Source organism: Mesorhizobium sp. ES1-1, assembly GCF_020164785.1.
GTDB lineage: Bacteria > Pseudomonadota > Alphaproteobacteria > Rhizobiales > Rhizobiaceae > Mesorhizobium.
Map to the genome: position 1 here is coordinate 530155 of NZ_JAIUGX010000001.1, position 19615 is coordinate 549769.

A 19615-nucleotide genomic window follows, 5' to 3' on the forward strand; every position below is an offset into this window, starting at 1 on the left:
GGGTGAGCGGTGCGTCCTCCAACTGCTGGCAGCACCGCCTCGACACAAGGTGTTGCCCGCGTCCGGTCAGAAGCCTGGCGCCATTTGGAACGGTTCTCGCCGCGCGCAGTTTCGAAAAGCAGTGTCGAGAAGAAGCGTGAGGACGAATCGATGGCCAATGCAAAAGAAGTGGAAATAATCACCAGGCTCGCGCGTGAGCACGGCGTCTCCGAGGAGGCTGTGCGGGCTATCCTCGATGCGTTGCGGCGCGGTGGCGGGACGATGGCCCAGTTCACTCACGCCGACTTCGGTGGAATGTCGCAATGGTCTTCCGGGATGACCATGGTCGGCGACATGTTCAACGACGGCCTTAAGGCGAAGCTCAATGCCATCGCCGGCGAACTGTCGAAACATCTGGGCGAGCACGCGGCATTTCTGGGCGAGGACGCGGCGCAGGACAGCGGCGAAGACCACACTGTGAGCTATCGGTCTGCTGGCCCGCGTCAGGCCGGCCAATGGTGGCCGCAAGCGCTTGGTGATCCCTCTTCTGTCGGATCTCAAAACAATATGCGCTACGCGGTTTTTCCGGAACGGCGTCGCCTGGTCATCGACGATCACGGACGGACAAAAACCTACGACACACGCGACCACCGCATCTCCGGAGTTTCCCAAAGCCAGAGCACGGATTCCAGCCTGACATTTGTCAGTCAAAACGGCGTGGTGCGCGTTTCGGATCTGGCGCATGTCGATGACGGTTGATCTGGAAGATTGGGCGCGGGGGGACATCGCTGCAACACAGCATTTCTTCGGATCAAACCGTGTGCGCCGAACCCAAGTCTCGCGCGGCGACTGCGGTGGTCGTGCGCGCCGGGCGCGGCTTCACCCCTCAGCCGCACCGATATCCCCGCTCTTTGTCGAAACATCAAAAGAGGTTTGCGAAGCACAGATTATCAATGCGGAAGCAGTGTTGCAATTCTGTTACAGACACCGGCGAGCCGACGCTGTAAGTCTGCCGCATCAACTGGGCAAGGGAACACCTCTATGACACGTACTCTCCTTCTGGCGGCAACCGCTCTCGTCGCCATTTCCTCGCATGCTTGGGCAGCAGACGCGATTGTGGATGCTCCGATGCCAGTCGGCGACGCGGCTACCTGGACCGGCCTTTACTTCGGCGGTTTTGCGGGCGGCTCCTTCGGCGACACCGACTTCAGCGCCGGCCCCAGCGGCGGCCCGTCTTTCATCGATGCTTCGATAAGCTCGAGCGGCTTCACCGGTGGCGCGCAGATTGGCTACGACTACCAGATCGACAATTTCGTGATCGGCGCCGTTGCTGACATCGCCTACTCGGATTTTAAGGCTGACATCTCCGCTAGCGCTCCTGGAATCGACGCCGAAGCCGAGGCGAAGCTGCAGTATCTCGGCACCGTTCGCGCTCGTCTTGGCTATGCTTGGGACCGCGCTTTGATCTACGGCCATGGCGGCTTCGCCTATGGCAAGTCGGAGCAGACGATCTCCTTCAATGGCACGGAAGTCTACAACGACAGCCAGAACCGTACCGGCTGGACCATTGGCGCCGGCATCGAGTACAAGCTCACCGATCACGTGTCGTTCGGCACTGAATACGCATATGTCGACTTGGGCAGCAAGACGATCTACGATGACGGCAACACCTTTGTTGACCAGGATCTGAAGTTCCACACGATCAAGGCTCTCATCAACTACCGCTTCTGATCGTCTCGACGTTTATGTAAAGCGCCGGCTTTTCAGCCGGCGCTTTTTCTGTGGCGGATACTCTGTCACGGACTTGCAGCATCTGCGCTTTGCCGCCCCGCCAAGTCGCGCCTTCGCCTTCATGCTAATGAAGACTGGGCGTGGAACATGGCGGCATCGGTTGGATAGCCGAAGAGAAAATTGTGGCTGCACGACACTCGCGCCACGCGAGCTGTTTCGGCGTGGCGGTCACCGACTCCAATTGGCCAACCACACGTTGCCAAGCTTCTTCCTGGCTTTACCGCCGAGCCTAGTGGGCAATTGCCGACTAGTATTTCTTTCCAAAAAAATCAAATGGGATGAAGCCCGGATTGTAAGATCCGGCCGCTCTGTCGTATTTTTTTCAAACACACATAAAATGAAATTACCTTGCCGAGCGAGGAACAACCGCTGATTTGCTAAGTTGGCCTTGGTACACTCTTACCAAGGAAGCCCTCAATGTTTTTACGTGTGGATAAATTACAGATCGAATTGCCGGCTCCGTTGAAGATGGATCCAAACGCCGGTGCGGCGCTTCAGGAACTGCTCGGCGGCAAGTATGGCGAGATGTCTACCCTGAACAATTATCTGTTCCAGAGCTTCAATTTCCGCAGCAAATCGAAGTTGAAGCCGTTTTACAGCCTCGTGGCCGCCATCACGGCCGAGGAACTTGGCCACGTCGAACTCGTCAGCAATGGCGTTGCCATGCTCAACAACGGACCTGACCTGGTCGGCGCCGACGAAGAGGATGGCGGCGATATTTCGGACGCGCCCTACGAGGCGATGAAAGATGTCCGCCTTGCGGGCGCCTTCCTTTCCAATGGCGGCGGCGCCATGCCCATGAACAGCAACGGAGCGTCCTGGAATATGGACTTCGTCACGACGACCGGCAACGTCATCGTCGACCTGCTGCATAACTTCCATCTCGAATGCGGCGCTCGTCTGCACAAGCTACGGGTCTATGAAACCCTCACCGACCCAACCGGCCGGGAGGTCTGCGGATATCTGCTGGTTCGTGGTTCGGTCCATGCCCACGCCTATGCGCTTGCCATCAAGAACCTGACCGGCGTCGACATCGAAAAGATGTTGCCCACCCCAAACATCAACCTCGACAGAATTCCGGAATCCCAGAAATATTTGGACGAGGGTTCGCACCGGCGGCTCTATACGTTCAGCCCCGAAGACTACAAGGACATTGTCGGCATCTGGGGCCAGGGCGAAATGGCCCTGCCGGGCGACCCGCCCGGAGAGCTCGAAGTCGTCGAAGGCATGCCTGAGGGAGGCAAGATCCATCAGCTGACGGGTGTCCCGTCAGCATTCACTCCGGACTACGCGCCAGAGGAAATGATGGAAATCGCCGCGAAGCTATACAAGGCGTCGCGCTGAACCGAAGGCGCAGCCTCGCGCTGCGCCTGAAAATTGGAACCTCACTTAATTGACCACGTTTGGCGAACCCACGGTTCGTTATGAAGGGAGTATCACAATGGCGACCACCAGAAAGACGAAAAAATCCAACCCGAAGGCTCTGCAGGACCTCTTCCTCGACGGGTTGAAGGATATCTACTACGCCGAGAAGAAAATCCTCAAGGCGCTTCCCAAAATGGCGAAGGGGGCGGAATCGGAGGAAGCTTCTGCCGCTTTCGAAAAGCACAGGGTCGAGACGGAAGGCCAGGTCGAGCGGCTGGAGCAGATCTTTGAAACCATGGGCGTTGCGGCTCGCGGCAAAACCTGCCCGGCAATCGACGGCATTCTCGAAGAGGGAAGCGAGATCCTTGAAGAGTATGCCGGCTCCCCTGCCCTCGACGCAGGCCTCGTCGCCGCAGCCCAGGCGGTTGAGCACTATGAGATCGCCCGCTATGGCACCTTGATCACCTGGGCAGGTTTGCTAGGCATGACCGAGGCTGAAGACCTTCTCTCGGCCACGCTCGCGGAAGAGGAAGCAACCGACGAAGCCCTCACCGCGCTCGGTGAGTCTGGGATCAACGATCGCGCGATCCAGGAAACGGCAGAGGCCGCGTGACCTCTGCGGGGCGACACTCGTTGTCGCCCCGATCCTGCCGATCAATGTCGCGCCGCCGAATTTCGTGGCGAGCCGAGGGTCGCAAAGCAATCTGGAAGCCTCTCAGGGAAGAGCCGCTGGTTTCCAGATATGCGTGGATATGATGTCGCGCAGTTCGGTTCGCACCGCTCGAAAAAGGGGGCGAAAGTTCGCGGACATCGGCCTCTGCGACGAGGTCGCAAGAATCAGCTGTCGGGTGATTGGCGGGTCGAAAGGCCAGACCTCAATGCGACCGGCCTCAACCAGCTGGTGGACGGAGGCGTAGGGCAGAACCGTATAGCCGGTGCCTTCCTCGACCAGCAGCAAGGTCGAAGGCATTGCCTCCAACTCCATCTCGATACGCGGATAGATGCCGTGCTCGGCCAGGGTGTTGTCGATCAGTCGCCGTAGCCCGTGCGGACGGCTCGGCAGGATCATCGGCAGCTCGGCGAAGATATTCAGGCCGACCGGCCGGCGTGGCAGCAGGGGCTCGGCCAAGGCCGGTCCGATCAGAAACAGCTCGTCATCGGCAAGAGGTTCGGTCAGCACGGAGGGATGATTCGGCGAATTGTAAAGCACGGCGGCATCGATCCGCCCGGCGATCAGCCATTCCAGTATATGGCCGCTGAAGCCTTCGATGACCTGCAGCGCTACATTGGGAAACTCGTTCTTGATCTTCTTGACCAACGGCACCGTCAGCACAGTGCCGACAGAAGGCGGAACGGCCAGCACCAACCTTCCCCTCGGCGAGGATTTGAGGTTCGACACGGCATTCTGCGCCAGCCGGATCCGCTCGACGATCTCGTCCGCATGGGCCTTCAAGAGCACGCCCGCCTCGGTCAGCACGACACCGCGGCCATTGCGATAGAACAGCTCGACGCCGAGTTCCTCCTCGAGCCCGCGAATATGGCGCGTGACCATGGGCTGGGTAACATTGAGGTCGAGCGCGGCCTTCGAGAAGCTGCCGGCCGCGCCGACGGCGATGAATACCTGTAGCTGCTTCGTGTCCAACTCTCACCTAACCGCCCGCGCCGCACGGCTTTCAGGCTGACCCCGTGGTGCCTGCGTCACGTGCCGAACGGGTACTTCTGGCCCCTGACATTCAGGAACACGGCATAGACCGACGTTGTCGCCGTGATAAACAGCCGGTTGTTGCGCGGCCCACCAAAGGCCAGGTTCGCAACCATTTCCGGCACCTGTATCTTTCCGATGAGCTCACCTTCGGGCGTATGGCACTGTACGCCGTCCCAGGCGCTGATCCAGAGATTGCCCGTTACGTCGACGCGAAAGCCATCCGGGATGCCGGGCGATATGTCGGCGAAGACGCGGGAATTTAGCAATCTGTCGCCGTCAACATCAAACTGCCTGACATGATGCGGGGCGCTGCGATCGGTGAGGAAGCCGGAATCGGAAATATAGAGGCGCTTCTCGTCGGGCGAGAAGGCGAGCCCGTTCGGCATGGAGAAATCATCGGCGACGACGGTGATCGCTCCAGATAAAGGATCGATCCGGTAGACGTGGCAACCCGTCTGCTCCTGCAGGCCCTTGCGCCCGACATAGTCGGAAATGATCCCGTAGTTGGGATCGGTGAACCAAATGCTGCCGTCGGATTTCACGACTACATCGTTTGGCGAGTTCAAGGGCTTCCCATCGAACGAATCGGCCAGAACGGTGATAGTGCCGTCCCACTCCGTGCGCACGACGCGGCGCTCGCCCTGCATACAGGTGACCAGCCTTCCCAGGCTATCACGCGTATTGCCGTTCGGGTTGGAGACATGGCTCCGGAACAGCGAAACCGCCCCCGTATCCTCGTCCCATCTCAGCATGCGGTCGTTGGGAATATCGCTCCAGATCAGCGAGCGAAGGTCGGCGAAATAGACCGGTCCCTCGGCCCAGCGATTGCCGGTATGGATGGTCTCAAGGAACGCGACGGGGTCGATCAGATCCCCGAACCGCGCATCGATCATCTCGTAGCAGGACATTGGCCCCCTCGCCTATCGCTGGATCGCGACCGTGTGGGTCTCGGTATAGGGTCGGAGTGCCTGCTCGGCATCGAGACGGTTGGTCAAAGATTTCCTCCGAAGCATCTGGTCGATCAGCGCTGGACGAACGGCGCGGGAATGGAATTCCCCGCATCGATCCAGATGCTTTTTTCCTGAAGATATTCGTAGATGGCGGTCTGGCCGTTCTCGCGGCCGATGCCCGACTGCTTGTAGCCGCCGAACGGCGAGAGATAGCTGGTGGCGCGGTACATGTTGACCCAGACGCTGCCGGCCTCGAGCCGCTCGGGCAGACGTATCGCGCGGCCGAGGTCCTGCGTCCACATCCCGGCCGCAAGGCCGTAGATGGTGTCGTTGGCGATGGCCACAGCCTCGTCCTCATCCTCGAAGGGGATGACCGACAGCACCGGTCCGAAAACCTCCTCCTGGGCGATGCGCATGGATTGCTTGACGTTGCCGAAGATCGTCGGCTCGACGAACCAGCCGTCGGCGATCGATGCATCATCCGGGATCCTGCCGCCAAGCAATTGAGCGGCGCCCTCGGCATTGGCGACGCCGATGTAGTCGAGCACTTTCGCCCGCTGCGGAAGAGTGGTGATGGGACCAACCTGCGTCTCGGGATCGAGCGGATCGCCGATCCTCGCTGTCTTGGCGAATGCCACCAGCTTCTCCGTCACCTCATCGTATACGGAGCGCTGTACGAGCGCACGCGAACCGGCAATGCAGGTCTGGCCGGTCGCGGCAAAAATGCCGGAAACCAGGCCGGGAATGGCAGCCTCCATCTTGGCGTCGGCAAAGACAATGTTGGCGGATTTTCCGCCGAGTTCGAGCGTGACCTTCTTGAGGCCACCTGCGGCAGACTGGTAGACGCGGCGGCCGGTGGCGTCGCCGCCGGTGAAGGCCACCTTGGCGACATCCGGATGGGTAACCAGGCAGTCGCCGATCTCGTTGCCGAATCCCGTGACGATGTTGACCACGCCCTTGGGAAAGCCAGCCTTCTCGAAAAGCAGGCCGAAGAACAATGCCGACACCGACGAGAATTCCGACGGCTTCCAGACGATCGTATTGCCGGCAGCGAGCGCCGGCGCGAGCTTCCATGTCGCCAGCATCAGCGGCGAGTTCCATGGCGTGATCGCGGCCACGACACCAAGCGGTTCGCGCCGCGTGTAATTGAACACGCCCGGCTTGTCGATCGGGATGACCCGTCCCTCGATCTTGTCTGCGAGACCGCCGAAGAAGCGGAACCATTGCGGGATGTATTTGCACTGCATCCGCATTTCGTTGATCAGCTTGCCGTTGTCGCGGGTTTCGAGGACGGCCAGTTTCTCGGCCTCCTCGGCCACGAGGTCGGCAAAGCGCATCATGATCTGCCCACGTGCGCTTGCGGTCATTGTCCGCCACTCGCCGCGGAAGGCGGTCGCCGCTGCATGAACCGCCGCATCGACGTCGGCGACGCCGGCTCGCGGGACCAGCGCCCAGGCCTTGCCGGTGAAGGGGTCGAAGGATTCGAAAAAATCCCCGGACTGCGCTGCGACGGAACGGCCGTCGATCAGCATGGAGAGCTTTTCCGTGGCGAGCGGCGGACGGGTTGTCATGCTGCGACTTCCTGCATGGCTTCGCGCGCGACCCGGAAAGCATCGACGCCCGCCGGAACGCCGGCATAGATCGCGACCTGTAGAAGGACCTCGCGGATCTCGTCCTTGCTTACGCCGTTGGTCAGCGCACCCTTGACGTGCATCTTCAACTCGTGCGGACGATTGAGCGTGGCAAGCATGGCGAGGTTCAACATGCTGCGGGTCTTCTTGTCGAGCGTGTCCCGGCCCCAGACGGCGCCCCAGCAATATTCGGTGACGAGTTCCTGCAACGGCCGATTGAAATCGTCGGCGCTGGCGAAGGACTTCTCCACAAACTCGGCGCCCAGGACCGATTTGCGGATCTCAAATCCCTTGTCGAATACGTCTTTGCTCATTGGATTGTCCTTTCCCATTGATTGGGACATCAAAGGCCGGGGGTCGGCCGATATTTGCGGCCGCGCGCGATGACGTGGCCGAGCGAGCCGTCGGTCAGGTAGATCTGCGTCTCCTTTGAATCGTAGGGGACGTTCTCCTGGCCGGGATAGCCGATCAGTTCGCGCACGCGCGGGCTCATATAATACGTTGCGATGGCAATGGTGGTGATCGCTGAGAAGGCCTCTCCATCCTGCTGGTTGAGGCTTTCCAGGCAAGCTTCGGCGCCGTTGGCCGGATCGACCGCAATCCCGCGCGCAAAGCCAGGCTTCAGATCGATACGAAAATCCAGCGACTTCTCGACATCAGCGTAGCCGCAGACATCGCTGAACTTCGGCATCTTGCCGTGCGCGGGGATGAGGAAGTCTGCGAGCGCGAAGAAAGTGTCCTGGTTCGACATGTCAGGCCACCTTCTGATTGCGGCGTTCGGCGATCATGCGCCGCGTGTTGCGCAGCGCGACAGCCATGATGGTCGCCGTCGGGTTGGTGGCGCCCGACGTCGGAAAGGTCGACGCATCCATGACATAGAGGTTGGGCACGTCGTGACAGGTACCCCATTGGTCGACGACCGAGCGCTTTGGATCGTCGCCCATGACGGTGGTGCCGATGAGATGCCAGCCTGACTCGCGTACCGGCGTCGAAACAAGCGTCTCGATGGCGCCGGCGGCACGCACCGATTCCAGGCAGCGGTCGATGTTGAACTTCAGCAACCGGTTGGAATTCTCGTTGACCTTATAAACGATCTGCGGCGCCGGCAGCCCGTCGGAGTCCGTCATGTCCTTTGACAGGACCACCTGGTTGCTCTCTTCGGGAAGATCCTCCCCGACAATGCCCCAGATCAGCGAGTGACCAAACCGGCGCGCAACGTTTTCATGCAGATTGGCGCCCCAGAAATCCTGGAACCGGCCGCTTTCGGCAACATAGACCTTGGACCCCGTCGCACCGGACACGCCGACCGGTCCGCCCGACGGCATGCAGTTCCATTTCGAGCCGCGTACGAAGCCGCGGCTCTCATCGGTCTCATAGAATTCCAGCGAATAGACCTGCTGGCCGAAGGGACCGCGCCAGGAATCCAGCGGGTCCTGGTAGGAGGCGAGCACGCTTGCAAAGGGATGCATCATCAGCCGCTTGCCGACCATGCCCGACGAATTGGCAAGACCGTCCGGATTGCCGGCCTTTCCCGACATCAGCAGCAGCCGGGGCGTTCCGACGCCATTGGCGCACAGGATCACAACCTTGGCGCGCTGGCGCCGGTCGCGGCCATTGGCGTCGACATAAACGACCCCGGTCGCAAGCCCCTGCTCGTTCGTCTCGATTTCTTTGACGCGCGCGCGGGTCACGAGCCGCGCGCCGGCTTTGAGCGCCAGCGGCCAATGCGACCGGTCGCTTGTCGATTTGGCCCCTTCCGGACAGCCCGTCAGGCAGGTACCGCGGCGCACGCAGGGATTGAGGTCGCCGAACTTCTCCGACGGGATGGCGTTGCTGCCGGGCCACCAGTGCCAGCCCATCTTCTCCATCCCCAGCGCGCCGCGCTGGCCTACTGAGCCCATGGGGAGTGCGGGAAAAGGATAGGCACCGCGCGGCGGATAGGCCGGATCGCCGGCGAGGCCGGAGACGCCCACTTCGCGCTCGATCTCAAGTTGGTATGGCAGCAGATCTTCATAGCTGAACGGCCAGTCCTCGGCCACGCCATCCATCGAGCGCACGCGAAAGTCTGACGGCAGGAAATGCATCCATTGCGCGCCGTAGAGCGTCGCGCTGCCACCCACGCCGGCAAACATCAGCGGATTGATGTCCGTCGTCGAGGTGTCGACGGGATAGTCGTTGGGATTGTCGCGGACGTTGGGATTGGGATGCCACAGCTTGGTGCTGACCAGTTCGTGCTCAGGACGGGCACCGGTAAAGTCGGCATAATCCGGCCATTCCCCCTGCTCGAGCACGATGACGGAAATACCGGCGCGTGCCAGGTGAAGTGCTGCCACCGAGCCGGAGGGACCGGCGCCGACAATCACCACGTCGACTTCCTCGTCGCGCCTTGTGCGCGCACTGCGGTCCGCCAGAACTTCAACGGTCATTTTCTTCCTCCCTTACGGTCAACATCGTGTCAGACGAGGCGCGTCCGGTAAAACGCAGCGGCGCCGATGATGATGATGCCCTTGATGATGAGCTGCATCTCGATTGGAAATCCGAGCAGCAGCACGAGATTGTTGATCACCATCAGCACGGCGACGCCGAGCAGCGCCGCGAAGATGTTGCCCCGCCCCCCGGTTAACGCAACACCGCCCATGACGGCGGCCACGATGGAATCGAGTTCGTAGCCCTGACCGACCCAATTCGAAACGGTTCCCACATATCCGAGCAGGAACAGCCCGCCTATTCCCGCGCAGACCGAACAGATGACGTAGCACAGGATGATTACGCGATCGGGCGCCACGCCGTTGAGGAACGCGGCCCTGGGATTGGTTCCGACCATGAATATTTCGCGGCCGAGACGCGAGCGATGCAGCACGATCCCGAAAGCAATCGCCAGCACTGCCAGCGTCATCAGGTTGACGGGAACGCCGAGAATGCGGCCTGAGGCTAGAAACCCCATGCCGGGCGGCAAGGTGCTGATCGGCGCACCGCCGGTGTAGGCGAAGCGGATGCCTTGCAGGATAATCATCATCGCGAGCGTCGCCAGGAATGGACTGACGTTGCGCCTGGCGACCAGCCAGCCATTCAGGAAACCGACAACGGCCGAGAATAGGATCGCCGCGACGAAGATCAGGGGAATGACGTCGTTGGTGGTCGCCTTGAAGGCTGTCGCCAGCACGGCGACCGTCGCCATCAGGGACGCCACGGAAAGATCCAGCCCGCGCACCAGGATGACGAATGTCTGGCCGATCACGACCATGCCAAGCGGTGCCGCAATGGTCAGCACATTGACCAGGTTGGCCGGCCGCAAGAAGGTCGGCGACGCCAGTGCGGCGACCGCCATCAGAACCGCCAGGAAGACTACCAGCCCATAGCGTTCGAAGATGGTCGCGATCGAAGGGCTTCGCGAGCGCGGCATCGACGTGTCGAGAGGCGCCATCTTTATCTCCGCCTCGACGTGTGGATGCCGACCGCAACGATGATGATGAGGCCCTGGATGACCCACTGGAAGTAGGACGAGACGTTGACGAAATTCAGCAGACTGTTGAGCATGGTGACCAGCAGCACGCCCAGGAACGTGCCAAGCACACCACCCCTGCCGCCGGCCAGTATGGTGCCGCCAACCACGACCGGCGTCACGGATTGAAGGGTCAGGGCAACACCGATGCGAGGGTCGCCAACACCGGTGCGGGCGGTGAGGAAGATCGCGGCAATGCCGGCGCACAGGCCCGACAACGCATAGGCGAGCACGACGATGCGGTCGACTGGCAGACCATTCAATCTTGCCGCTTCCCGATCACCGCCGACAAAATAGATGCTGCGGCCCGAGCGGGTGCGCTGCAGCCAGAGCCCGGCCAGCGCAAAAATCGCGACGAGGATGATGGCGCTGACAGGAATGCCGGCGACCTTGGCATAGGCAACATCGGCAAAAGCGCGCGGCACCGACCCGCCGGGCTCCTTGCGATACATGAGGGTGGCGCCGAAAATCACGGAGGACATGCCAAGCGTCACTATGAGCGAATGGACACGCAGCACGACTGTCAGCAACCCATTGAGCGCCCCCACGGCGGTCGCCGCCACCAGGGCGAGCGGCAGCGCCAGCCAGACCAGGTCCGGCCGCCATTCGAGGAAGTTCGCCAGGAAGACCGTCAGGGCGCTTACCAGCGAGCCGATCGCCAGATCGATGCCGCCCATCAACACGACGAAGGTCTGGCCAAGGCTGACCATGCCTAGCACGATAAGCTGCTGGAACAGATTGCCGACATTGCGCCAGGTGAGGAAGCGATCGGACAACAGTCCGCCGGCGACGGCCAACACCACCAGCAGCGCCGCGACAATGAGGTACGATATCATCAGCCGGTTGCGGCGGATATCCATGGCGATAGCGCTCATGCGACCTTCTCCGCTGTCGCCTTTTGACGCTCGATCGAGCGGACGGCGAGATCCATGATCGCCTCCTCGCCGATAGCCTCGCCTTGAATCTCGCCCACGACGCGACCCTGAGCCATCACGAAGACCCTATCCGACAGACCCACGATTTCCGGCAGTTCGGAACTGATCATCAGAACGCCGACGCCCGAATCCGCCAGATGCCGCACGATGCGGTAGATCTCAACCTTGGCGCCGATGTCGACGCCGCGCGTCGGCTCGTCCAGGATGAGCAGCCGGTTGGCGATCCTGGACCAGCGACTGAACAGCACCTTCTGCTGGTTGCCGCCGGACAGATTGCCGACCTTCACATCCGGCGAAGGTGTTGCGACCGAGAAATCCTTGATCTGGCGCTGCGCCAGCGCGCGCTCCCGCGCTCGATCGATGAGACCATGTTTCGTGACGGCCTGAAGGTCCGGGGCCATGATGTTGGCGGAAATCGGGAGGCCGAGAAAGAGGCCCTCATCCTTGCGGTTCTCCGTGAGAAGGCCGAGCCCACCGGCGATGGCGTCCTTTGGCACTCGCCTTGGGAAGGGCTTGCCGTCGAACTCGATCGTCCCGCCTTCGACGGCGCGTGCGCCGAAGATGGCCTCTGCCACTTCGGTCCGCCCGGAGCCTACCATGCCTGCCACGCCGACGATCTCCCCGGCCTTCACGCTCAGACTGACGTCACGCACGCGCGGACCAGCACGCAAATTGCGAACGCTCAATATGTCGGGACCGTCCGCCGGAGCCGCCCGCCGCGCCGGATAGATCTGGCTGAGGCGGCGGCCGACCATCTTGGTGATCATCTCTTCGCGGCTGATCTCGCCCACAGGGCTTGTGCCGACGACCTGGCCGTCCTTGAGGATCGTCACCCTGTCGGCGATTTCGAAGATTTCCTCGAGCCGATGCGACACGTAGACGATGCCAACGCCTTCCTTGCGCAGCCTGCGCATGTTCTCGAACAGAAGATCGACCTCATGGCCGGCAATTACAGCGGTCGGCTCGTCCAGGATGAGCAGCCTGACCTTGCCGACCAGAGCCTTTGCAATCTCGACCATCTGCTGGTCGGCAAGCGGCAATTCGTCGATCCTGGCATGGGTGGGAATTTTGACGCCGAGCTGGGCCAGGATTTCCGCGGCGCGGGCGTGTCGGGCCCGATTGGAGATCAGCCCCAACCGGCCGCGAGGCTGTGCGTCGACCAGAATGTTCTCCGCCACCGACAGTTCGGGGAAAAGAGCAAGTTCCTGGTGAATGACATGGATGCCGGCAGCTCGCGCCGCCTTTGGCGATTGCCAGGAGGCCCGCTGGCCCAGATAGGTGATGGCGCCCGAATTGGGCTTCACGGCCCCGCCCATGACGCGGATAAGGGTCGACTTGCCGGCGCCGTTCTCGCCGAGAAGGGCGTGGATTTCGCCCGGTTGCACGGCAAAATCGACCTTGTCCAGGGGTTTTACGCCGGGATATTCCTTCTCGATCTGGCTAAGCTCGATAATACGATTGGACATTATCCGACGCTCAAAACAATCGAATCACACCCGGGTGGGCGTCCGTGGGACGCGCACCCGGTTGAGCTGGGAGGCTCACTTCGGATAGTCGGGATTGAACGTGCTGGGATTGTATCCAGCCGGCAGTCCGTTGCTCGGCGACAGGTCGCCGGGGTCACTCATGCTGACATGGTCGAGCAGGTGCCGGTCGCCCTTGACGGAGATCGTGTCCGCGCCGGGCGATGTCACCACCTGGAAGCTCACCTCGACCTTGTCGGGAACCGCGATGCCCTTCAACACGTCGAGCGCCGTTTCGATGCCGGTTATGCCCATCGACGTCGGATAGTCGATACCGACCATCTTGATGTTGTGTTGGCTGGCCAGTTGATACATCCGCGCAACGTCACCACCGGTTATCGGCGGAAACTCACCGTCCTTGTAGCCGGCGTCGATGAACGCCTCGATCGCGCCATAGCCCTGCAGGGCGCTGTCGGAGAGCACACCGTCGATGGCCTTGCCGTGCTTCTGGATCAGCGCCGCCATCACCGATTTGCCGGTGGCCGGATTCCAGTCGCAATACTGCTTCTCCAGAACCTTGATGCCGGGGAATTTGGAAAACACTTCCTCGTTCGCCTTGATGCGGATTTCGGCAACGCTGGATCCGGCAATGCCCGGGAGCATGACGATGTTGCCCTTCCCGCCCAGCGTCTCGCACAGCCACTGCGCCTCGAGACGCCCCAGCGCCCAATCGGATGCGGTGACGTAAGTGATGTAGTTGGCGGGAGTCTTCACCTTGCGGTCGACCATGACCACCGGAATGCCTTGTTCGGTTGCGCGGCCGACGACGGAATCCAGCGCATCCTCGGTAGAGGCGGCAATAAGGAGGATATCGACGCCCTGGCTGATCAGATCCTGGATGTCGGCAATCTGCTTGGATGGATCGTCATTGGCGTCGGTGACGAGAAGGTGCGCGATCTCGTCACGATGCTGGCCTGCCGACCAGAGCACGCCATGCTGGAATGCGACGCGCCAGGCGTTGGAAATCGACGCATTGGAAAAACCGATCGTATAAGGACCGTCCTTCTTCCACTTGGACGTGTCGACCATGCTATTGGCATTGGGGTTCCACATCCAGGTCCGTGGCGCGCCATAATAGCCAGGCTTGGTTTCAGCGGCGGCCGCGGTCGCCGCGGCGGCCGGTGTGGCCTGAGCAAGCTGGAGGCCCGGCACCGCCGCGATGGCGGCGGCGGCGGCCGGCACGCCCCTGATGAAACTCTTGCGTGATATCTTTTGGTCTAGGATGCTCTTTATTGACATTGGTTCCTCCTCCTGAACGCTCGACAGAGCGCCTAAAATTCTCCTCAGAAATTCTCTCGGCCGAGACAGTATAAACGAAGCATAGATGTTTATATCTCGGGCAAATCGCACCGCAATCTCCCTGATACCCTCCAGTTCAGGAAAATTCGACAAAAGCGATCTGACGTGAATTAGCGGTCGATTACCCACGAACGTCAATCTGCCCTCTCGTAATATCTGTTATTACCCTTTCGCCATTGGGGGCGGCGAGGAAACCGACTTAACTAGCAACGGTGCCGGGCGCTTGAGGTGCGTTCCGTCGGAGGAGAGGCCGTGAATATTCTTGTTGTCTTGCGCATGATCCCGGATTCCGCGGGCGAGCTGCAACTCGCCGAGGACGGGCGCGCCATCGATCGGGAATGGCTGGATTTCCAGCTCAATGATTTCGACGACCATGCCCTTGAGGAAGCAATCCTGCTCAAGGAAGCCGGCGGCGCGAAGGTAATGGCGGTGGCTATCGGCGAAGGCGCCAAACGTGTGCTGCAGATGGCTGCCGCGCGTGGCGCCGACGAGGTCGTGGCGCTTCAGTCCGAGGAGGACGCCATGATCTCGTCGCGCGAGATCGCAGCTTCCATCGCGGCGATGGCGCGGGCAAGGTCGGTCGATCTGGTCCTGTGCGGCGTACAATCGAGCGAGGACGTCTTCGGTCAGCTCGCGCCTTATGTCGGCGCGTTACTCGATTGTCCGCATGTGTCGGGGACCAACCGCATCGTTGCGAACGGCGCTATGCTACGGGTCACCCAGGAGCGCGGCGCGGGTGTCGCCGTGACCTATGAGTTGGCTACGCCGGCGGTGCTGGGCGTTCAGACCGCGTCGAAGGCGCCACGCTATGTCTCCGGCAGCAAGCTCCGCGAAGCATCCAAGACGCCGATCGGCCGCGCGACGCCTGAACCGTCGGGCTTCGAGCGTTCCGCCGAGATCATCACACTGCGGCTGCCAGTCCAAGGCGGCTCAGGCGAGATTCTGGGCGACAATGCCGACACCGTCGCGGACCGGCTGGTCGGCATCCTGGCGGCCAAAGGCCTGGCAAGGAACTAAGTCATGAAATTGATTGCTTGCACGGAAGGCCACTCGAGCAAGATCGAAGCCTTCTCCCTGGAAATGATCGCCGCGGCACGTTCGCTCGTCGAAGCCGGCGACGAGGTCGTCGCCTTTTTCGCCGGCGCCGAAGCGGACGCTGCATCTTCGTTGTTCGGAGCCGCCGATCGCCTGCTGGTGGCCCGCGCTTCAAAATCGGAGCTTATCCCCGCCGAAACCTATGCGCGGCTTCTTCGCGATGTCATCGACGCCGAGGCCCCCGGCCTGGTGCTGGTCCCCTATTCGGCAAACGGGCTGGATGTGGCAGCCGACATCGCGGCAAGAACCGGCTGGCCGCTGATCTCCTATGTCAATGAAATCAAGCGGGACGGCGACGAGCTGACCGTCGTCGCGCAGATGTATGGCGGCAAGATTCTGGCTGACTGCGCGGTGCGGCTCCCGGCGATCCTGATGGTCAATCCCGGGGCCTTTGCCGAGGCAGCAGCCAGTCCGATCGATTCCGCCAAGGTAAGCATGATCGATGCCGAAGCCGTACTCGCAGGAGGCAAGGTCAAGATGGTGGACATCGACGTGCCGGACTATGCCGATGTCGATCTGACGAAGGCCGAGAGGATCGTTTGCGTGGGCCGCGGCATCGGGGACGAAGCCAGCATCGACCTTGCCCGCAATCTGGCGACTTTGCTCGGGGCGGAGATCGCCGGCAGCCGCCCCGTCGTGGACAATGGTTGGCTGCCCAAGCTGCGCCAGGTCGGAAAATCCGGCCAGAAGGTGAAGCCGAAACTCTATCTGGCACTGGGCGTGTCCGGTGCACCAGAACATCTCGAAGGCATGTCCCAGGCCGACCTCATCATTGCCGTGAACACTGATCCAAAGGCGCCGATTTTCAACGTCGCGCATTACGGCGCGACCTGTGACCTGTTCGATCTCGTCGCCAATCTGGGTGACAGGCTGCGGGCCGGCTCCGGCCGCTGAAATGGCATCGACCCTGCCGCTCTGGATCCTGGTCGTGGCAGCGCTGGTGCTGACCAGCTGGCGGGCGCGACGCTACGCCGTTTCTCTTGCAAGGGCGCCCGCCGCGGCCCGTTTCGACCAGCCGATGCGGCGTCTCGAAGGCGTCATGGTTGCCATCGGCCTGCATCGCAAGATGCTGCGGAAGCCGCTTTCCGGCGTACTGCACGCCATCATCTTCGTCTCGTTCTTCGTGCTGTTCACCGCCACCATCGATGCCTTCGGCTCGCGACTGTTTCCGGGATTCTCGCTTGGCGTCATTGGCGGCGAGACCTGGATTGCCGCGTTGCAGGATATCTTTTCGGTCCTGATGCTGGTCGGCGTCGGACTTGCGCTCTACCAGCGATACGTGCTGCGGCCGGCCCGTTTCGAAGGCTCGAACGGCAAGGACGCGGCAATCATCTATGTTTTGATCGTCCTGATCGTCGTCTCGCTGTTGCTTGAAGCGGCCGCCCGAATAGAAGGTGGCGCCGATGGCTCCTGGCGTCCGGTTGCCTCGGCGGTGGCCGGACTGCTCGGTCGTGCAGGCATCTCAGCGCCCGCCGCTGAAGAGGTCTTCTACTGGATTCACGTCGGCGCCATTCTGGCATTCCTTGTCTATATCCCCGGGTCGAAGCACCGGCATATGTTCCTTGCCGCGCCCAACATCTACTTTCGCAATCTCGAACCGCGCGGCCTGGCGCCAGCCGTCCCTAAACAGCGCGAGGCTCCGGGCGTGGACAGCCTGGGCATGTTCGACTGGAAGCAGCAGCTCGACCTTCTGTCCTGCACCGAATGCGGCCGGTGTCAGGCGGTCTGCCCAGCCTATGCGGCAGGCCTGCCGCTCAGTCCGAAGACTCTGATCACGGACATGCGTGACGCCCTTGCCGCGCCGACCGCTCTCCCCCTGGTCGGCGGCGTGATCGCCGACGAGACGCTCTGGGCCTGCACCACGTGCCGCGCCTGCATGGAAGCCTGTCCGGTCGAGATCGAGCATTTGCCCAAGATCATCGACATGCGGCGTCATCTGGTCGACGAAGGCCGTGTCAGCCCCGGTCTCCAGGACGCGCTCTCGAACTTGACCCGGCTTGGAAACTCCATGGGCAAGCCTTCCAAGATGAGGGCGCGCTGGACCAAGGAACTCGGTTTTCCGGTCAAGGACGCGCGCGAGGAACCCGTCGATGTCTTGTGGTTCGTCGGTGATTACGCGTCCTATGATCCGCGCGTCCAGGAAATCACCCGCAAGGTGGCAGAACTGCTGACCGCAGCGGGCGTCGACTTCGGCATCCTCTTCGACGCCGAACGAAACAGCGGCAATGACGTGCGGAGGGCGGGAGAAGAGGGTCTGTTCGAGACGCTCGCCCAATCAAACATCGACGAGATCAATGCCTGCCGCTTCAATCGGATCATGACCACGGATCCACATAGCCTGAATGCGCTGAAGAACGACTATCGGCATTTCGGCGCGGCCTTCGAAGTGCTGCACTATACGGCGCTGCTGGCGGAACTCATCGCGGACGGAAAACTTGACCTGCATGTCGCCGACGGCGCCAGGGTCACCTATCACGATCCCTGTTATCTCGGGCGCTACAATGGCGGTTTCGATGCCCCGCGCGCACTGATCCGCTCTGCCGGATACACGCTGCATGACATGCCGCGCTGTCGCGAGAATTCCTTCTGCTGCGGCGCCGGTGGCGGCCGCATCTGGCAAGGCGATGACGGCGTGACCGAACGACCGAGCGAGAACCGCATCCGCGAAGCGTTGAGCCTGGGCGACGTGGCCTATTTCGTCGTCGCCTGCCCAAAGGACAAGGTCATGTACACGGCCGCGACCGATGCGCTCGGTGCTACCGGGAAATTGAAGGTCGTGGACATAGCGGAGCTTCTCGTGCCGCGCGCAAGCCAGGCGCTCGATATGCCTGCAGTGGAAACGACCTGACGAAAGTCGATCCAGAGGATCGAGACCAGCACCAGGGCTATAGCCCCCGAAGGAGGAGTGAACGATCATGTCGACCTTGAAAATCGGCTTTGTTGGCATCGGAAAAATGGGCACGCCGATGGCGACCCGTCTGATCAATGCCGGCTACGAGGTGACCGTCTACGACCTCGACAGCAAGGCCGTTGCGGAGTTGACGAATGCAGGCGCGAAAGCCGCCGCCGGTGCGCGTGATGTGGCCGACAATGCGGAGATCGTCTTTGCCAGCCTGCCCAGCCCGCAGATCCTGGAAAAGGTGGTGCTCGGGGACGGCGGCATCGCCGAGGGCAAGGCGGTCCGCATTTTCATCGACATCTCGACGACCGGTCCGCGGACAGCAGCCAAGGTTGCAGAGGGCCTTTCTGCCAAGAACATCGCCATGATCGACGCCCCCGTCAGCGGCGGATTGAAGGGAGCGCGCAACGGCACGCTGGCCGTGATGGTATCGGGGCCGAAGGCCGCCTTCGAGACGGCGAGGCCGGTGATCGAGAATTTCGGCCGGATATTCTTCATGGGAGAGGTTCAGGGCTCCGCTCAGACCATGAAGCTTGCCAACAATCTGATGGCGGCGGCAGCGCTGGCAATCTCCTCCGAAGCCGTCGTCATGGGCGTCAAGGCCGGCCTCGACCCCAAGCTGATGATCGACGTCATCAATGCCTCCAGTGGCCGCAACAGCGCCACCGAAGACAAGTTCCCGAAATCCGTCCTGCCGCGCACCTTCGATTTCGGTTTCGCCACCGGCCTGTCGTTCAAGGATGTCCGATTGTGCGTCGATGAGGCGGAGGCAATGGGCGTGCCGATGGTGGTGGGAAGCGCTGTTCGTCAGATGCTCAGCGTCACGAACCAGCTCTACGGGCCTGATTCCGATTTTACCTGCATGGTCAAAACGGTCGAGACATGGGCCCATGTCGAGGTCGGCTCGGCCCAGGCCACGGACGTCGCCAAAGGGAGCTGAT

At 61.6% G+C, this 19615-nt stretch carries 18 protein-coding genes; 8 read left to right on the forward strand and 10 right to left on the reverse strand.

Translation table 11 applies throughout. The features are described 5' to 3' along the window. The first annotated feature begins 150 nt into the window (after positions 1 to 150). The 4 genes from LB513_RS02445 to LB513_RS02460 all read left to right on the forward strand — a co-directional run bounded on the left by LB513_RS02445 (position 151) and on the right by LB513_RS02460 (position 3748). The gene (locus LB513_RS02445) at positions 151 to 738 is read left to right on the forward strand and encodes a hypothetical protein (RefSeq protein ID WP_224661846.1); all 588 of its coding nucleotides are present in this window, start codon (positions 151 to 153) and stop codon (positions 736 to 738) included. Positions 739 to 1020: 282 nt separating this feature from the next. Continuing rightward, entirely contained in the window at positions 1021 to 1710 is a 690-nt protein-coding gene (locus LB513_RS02450; RefSeq protein WP_224661847.1) for an outer membrane protein, read from the forward strand. Positions 1711 to 2187: 477 nt separating this feature from the next. Continuing rightward, the gene (locus LB513_RS02455) at positions 2188 to 3114 is read left to right on the forward strand and encodes a manganese catalase family protein (protein WP_224661848.1); all 927 of its coding nucleotides are present in this window, start codon (positions 2188 to 2190) and stop codon (positions 3112 to 3114) included. Between the two features lie 97 nt (positions 3115 to 3211). Next, complete coding sequence (locus LB513_RS02460) at positions 3212 to 3748, forward strand: ferritin-like domain-containing protein (RefSeq protein ID WP_224661934.1); 537 nt, start codon at positions 3212 to 3214, stop codon at positions 3746 to 3748. Positions 3749 to 3850: 102 nt separating this feature from the next. Here LB513_RS02460 and LB513_RS02465 read toward each other — a convergent pair whose 3' ends face one another. The 10 genes from LB513_RS02465 to LB513_RS02510 form a co-directional block, all read right to left on the reverse strand. Then, complete coding sequence (locus LB513_RS02465) at positions 3851 to 4777, reverse strand: LysR substrate-binding domain-containing protein (RefSeq protein WP_224661849.1); 927 nt, start codon at positions 4775 to 4777, stop codon at positions 3851 to 3853. A 56-nt stretch (positions 4778 to 4833) separates the two neighbouring features. Beyond that, positions 4834 to 5748, reverse strand: a complete 915-nt coding sequence (locus tag LB513_RS02470; RefSeq protein WP_224661850.1) for an SMP-30/gluconolactonase/LRE family protein — start codon at positions 5746 to 5748, stop codon at positions 4834 to 4836. A gap of 113 nt (positions 5749 to 5861) precedes the next feature. Next, a complete protein-coding gene (locus tag LB513_RS02475; RefSeq protein ID WP_411962673.1) occupies positions 5862 to 7361 on the reverse strand; it encodes an aldehyde dehydrogenase in 1500 nt (499 codons plus the stop codon). Beyond that, positions 7358 to 7735: a carboxymuconolactone decarboxylase family protein gene (locus tag LB513_RS02480; RefSeq protein ID WP_224661851.1), complete on the reverse strand. Its 378-nt coding sequence runs from the start codon at positions 7733 to 7735 to the stop codon at positions 7358 to 7360. The genes LB513_RS02475 and LB513_RS02480 overlap by 4 nt, the downstream gene beginning before the upstream one ends. 29 nt (positions 7736 to 7764) lie before the next feature. Continuing rightward, on the reverse strand, positions 7765 to 8172 hold the full coding sequence (locus tag LB513_RS02485) for a hypothetical protein (RefSeq protein ID WP_224661852.1): 408 nt from the start codon (positions 8170 to 8172) through the stop codon (positions 7765 to 7767). 1 nt (position 8173) lies between these two features. Next, entirely contained in the window at positions 8174 to 9847 is a 1674-nt protein-coding gene (locus LB513_RS02490) for a GMC family oxidoreductase (protein WP_224661853.1), read from the reverse strand. 29 nt (positions 9848 to 9876) lie between these two features. Further along, a complete protein-coding gene (locus LB513_RS02495; RefSeq protein WP_224661854.1) occupies positions 9877 to 10845 on the reverse strand; it encodes an ABC transporter permease in 969 nt (322 codons plus the stop codon). Between the two features lie 2 nt (positions 10846 to 10847). After that, the gene (locus LB513_RS02500) at positions 10848 to 11798 is read right to left on the reverse strand and encodes an ABC transporter permease (RefSeq protein WP_224661855.1); all 951 of its coding nucleotides are present in this window, start codon (positions 11796 to 11798) and stop codon (positions 10848 to 10850) included. Further along, complete coding sequence (locus LB513_RS02505) at positions 11795 to 13324, reverse strand: sugar ABC transporter ATP-binding protein (RefSeq protein WP_224661856.1); 1530 nt, start codon at positions 13322 to 13324, stop codon at positions 11795 to 11797. The genes LB513_RS02500 and LB513_RS02505 overlap by 4 nt, the downstream gene beginning before the upstream one ends. Positions 13325 to 13399: 75 nt before the next feature. Beyond that, positions 13400 to 14620 carry a substrate-binding domain-containing protein gene (locus tag LB513_RS02510; RefSeq protein ID WP_224661857.1) on the reverse strand — a complete coding sequence of 407 codons (1221 nt, stop codon included), beginning with the start codon at positions 14618 to 14620 and terminating at the stop codon, positions 13400 to 13402. Positions 14621 to 14932: 312 nt separating this feature from the next. Here LB513_RS02510 and LB513_RS02515 point away from each other — a divergent pair, with 312 nt between their 5' ends. The 4 genes from LB513_RS02515 (at position 14933) to LB513_RS02530 (ending at position 19614) form a co-directional block, all read left to right on the forward strand. Further along, a complete protein-coding gene (locus tag LB513_RS02515; RefSeq protein ID WP_224661858.1) occupies positions 14933 to 15697 on the forward strand; it encodes an electron transfer flavoprotein subunit beta/FixA family protein in 765 nt (254 codons plus the stop codon). Positions 15698 to 15700: 3 nt separating this feature from the next. After that, the gene (locus LB513_RS02520; protein ID WP_224661859.1) at positions 15701 to 16669 is read left to right on the forward strand and encodes an electron transfer flavoprotein subunit alpha/FixB family protein; all 969 of its coding nucleotides are present in this window, start codon (positions 15701 to 15703) and stop codon (positions 16667 to 16669) included. A gap of 1 nt (position 16670) precedes the next feature. Next, positions 16671 to 18623 (forward strand): (Fe-S)-binding protein, encoded by a 1953-nt coding sequence (locus LB513_RS02525; protein ID WP_224661860.1) that lies wholly within the window; start codon positions 16671 to 16673, stop codon positions 18621 to 18623. Between the two features lie 67 nt (positions 18624 to 18690). Next, complete coding sequence (locus LB513_RS02530; RefSeq protein ID WP_224661861.1) at positions 18691 to 19614, forward strand: NAD(P)-dependent oxidoreductase; 924 nt, start codon at positions 18691 to 18693, stop codon at positions 19612 to 19614. The last annotated feature ends 1 nt before the right edge of the window (position 19615 follow it).

Excerpts from the sequence above, each read along its gene's own strand:
- LB513_RS02445 (WP_224661846.1), top strand. The coding sequence starts at position 151 with ATGGCCAATGCAAAAGAAGTGGAAATAATCACCAGGCTCGCGCGTGAG.
- LB513_RS02450 (WP_224661847.1), top strand. The coding sequence starts at position 1,021 with ATGACACGTACTCTCCTTCTGGCGGCAACCGCTCTCGTCGCCATTTCC.
- LB513_RS02455 (WP_224661848.1), top strand. The coding sequence starts at position 2,188 with ATGTTTTTACGTGTGGATAAATTACAGATCGAATTGCCGGCTCCGTTG.
- LB513_RS02460 (WP_224661934.1), top strand. The coding sequence starts at position 3,212 with ATGGCGACCACCAGAAAGACGAAAAAATCCAACCCGAAGGCTCTGCAG.
- LB513_RS02470 (WP_224661850.1), bottom strand. The coding sequence starts at position 5,748 with ATGTCCTGCTACGAGATGATCGATGCGCGGTTCGGGGATCTGATCGAC.
- LB513_RS02475 (WP_411962673.1), bottom strand. The coding sequence starts at position 7,361 with ATGACAACCCGTCCGCCGCTCGCCACGGAAAAGCTCTCCATGCTGATC.
- LB513_RS02480 (WP_224661851.1), bottom strand. The coding sequence starts at position 7,735 with ATGAGCAAAGACGTATTCGACAAGGGATTTGAGATCCGCAAATCGGTC.
- LB513_RS02485 (WP_224661852.1), bottom strand. The coding sequence starts at position 8,172 with ATGTCGAACCAGGACACTTTCTTCGCGCTCGCAGACTTCCTCATCCCC.
- LB513_RS02490 (WP_224661853.1), bottom strand. The coding sequence starts at position 9,847 with ATGACCGTTGAAGTTCTGGCGGACCGCAGTGCGCGCACAAGGCGCGAC.
- LB513_RS02495 (WP_224661854.1), bottom strand. The coding sequence starts at position 10,845 with ATGGCGCCTCTCGACACGTCGATGCCGCGCTCGCGAAGCCCTTCGATC.
- LB513_RS02500 (WP_224661855.1), bottom strand. The coding sequence starts at position 11,798 with ATGAGCGCTATCGCCATGGATATCCGCCGCAACCGGCTGATGATATCG.
- LB513_RS02505 (WP_224661856.1), bottom strand. The coding sequence starts at position 13,324 with ATGTCCAATCGTATTATCGAGCTTAGCCAGATCGAGAAGGAATATCCC.
- LB513_RS02510 (WP_224661857.1), bottom strand. The coding sequence starts at position 14,620 with ATGTCAATAAAGAGCATCCTAGACCAAAAGATATCACGCAAGAGTTTC.
- LB513_RS02520 (WP_224661859.1), top strand. The coding sequence starts at position 15,701 with ATGAAATTGATTGCTTGCACGGAAGGCCACTCGAGCAAGATCGAAGCC.
- LB513_RS02525 (WP_224661860.1), top strand. The coding sequence starts at position 16,671 with ATGGCATCGACCCTGCCGCTCTGGATCCTGGTCGTGGCAGCGCTGGTG.
- LB513_RS02530 (WP_224661861.1), top strand. The coding sequence starts at position 18,691 with ATGTCGACCTTGAAAATCGGCTTTGTTGGCATCGGAAAAATGGGCACG.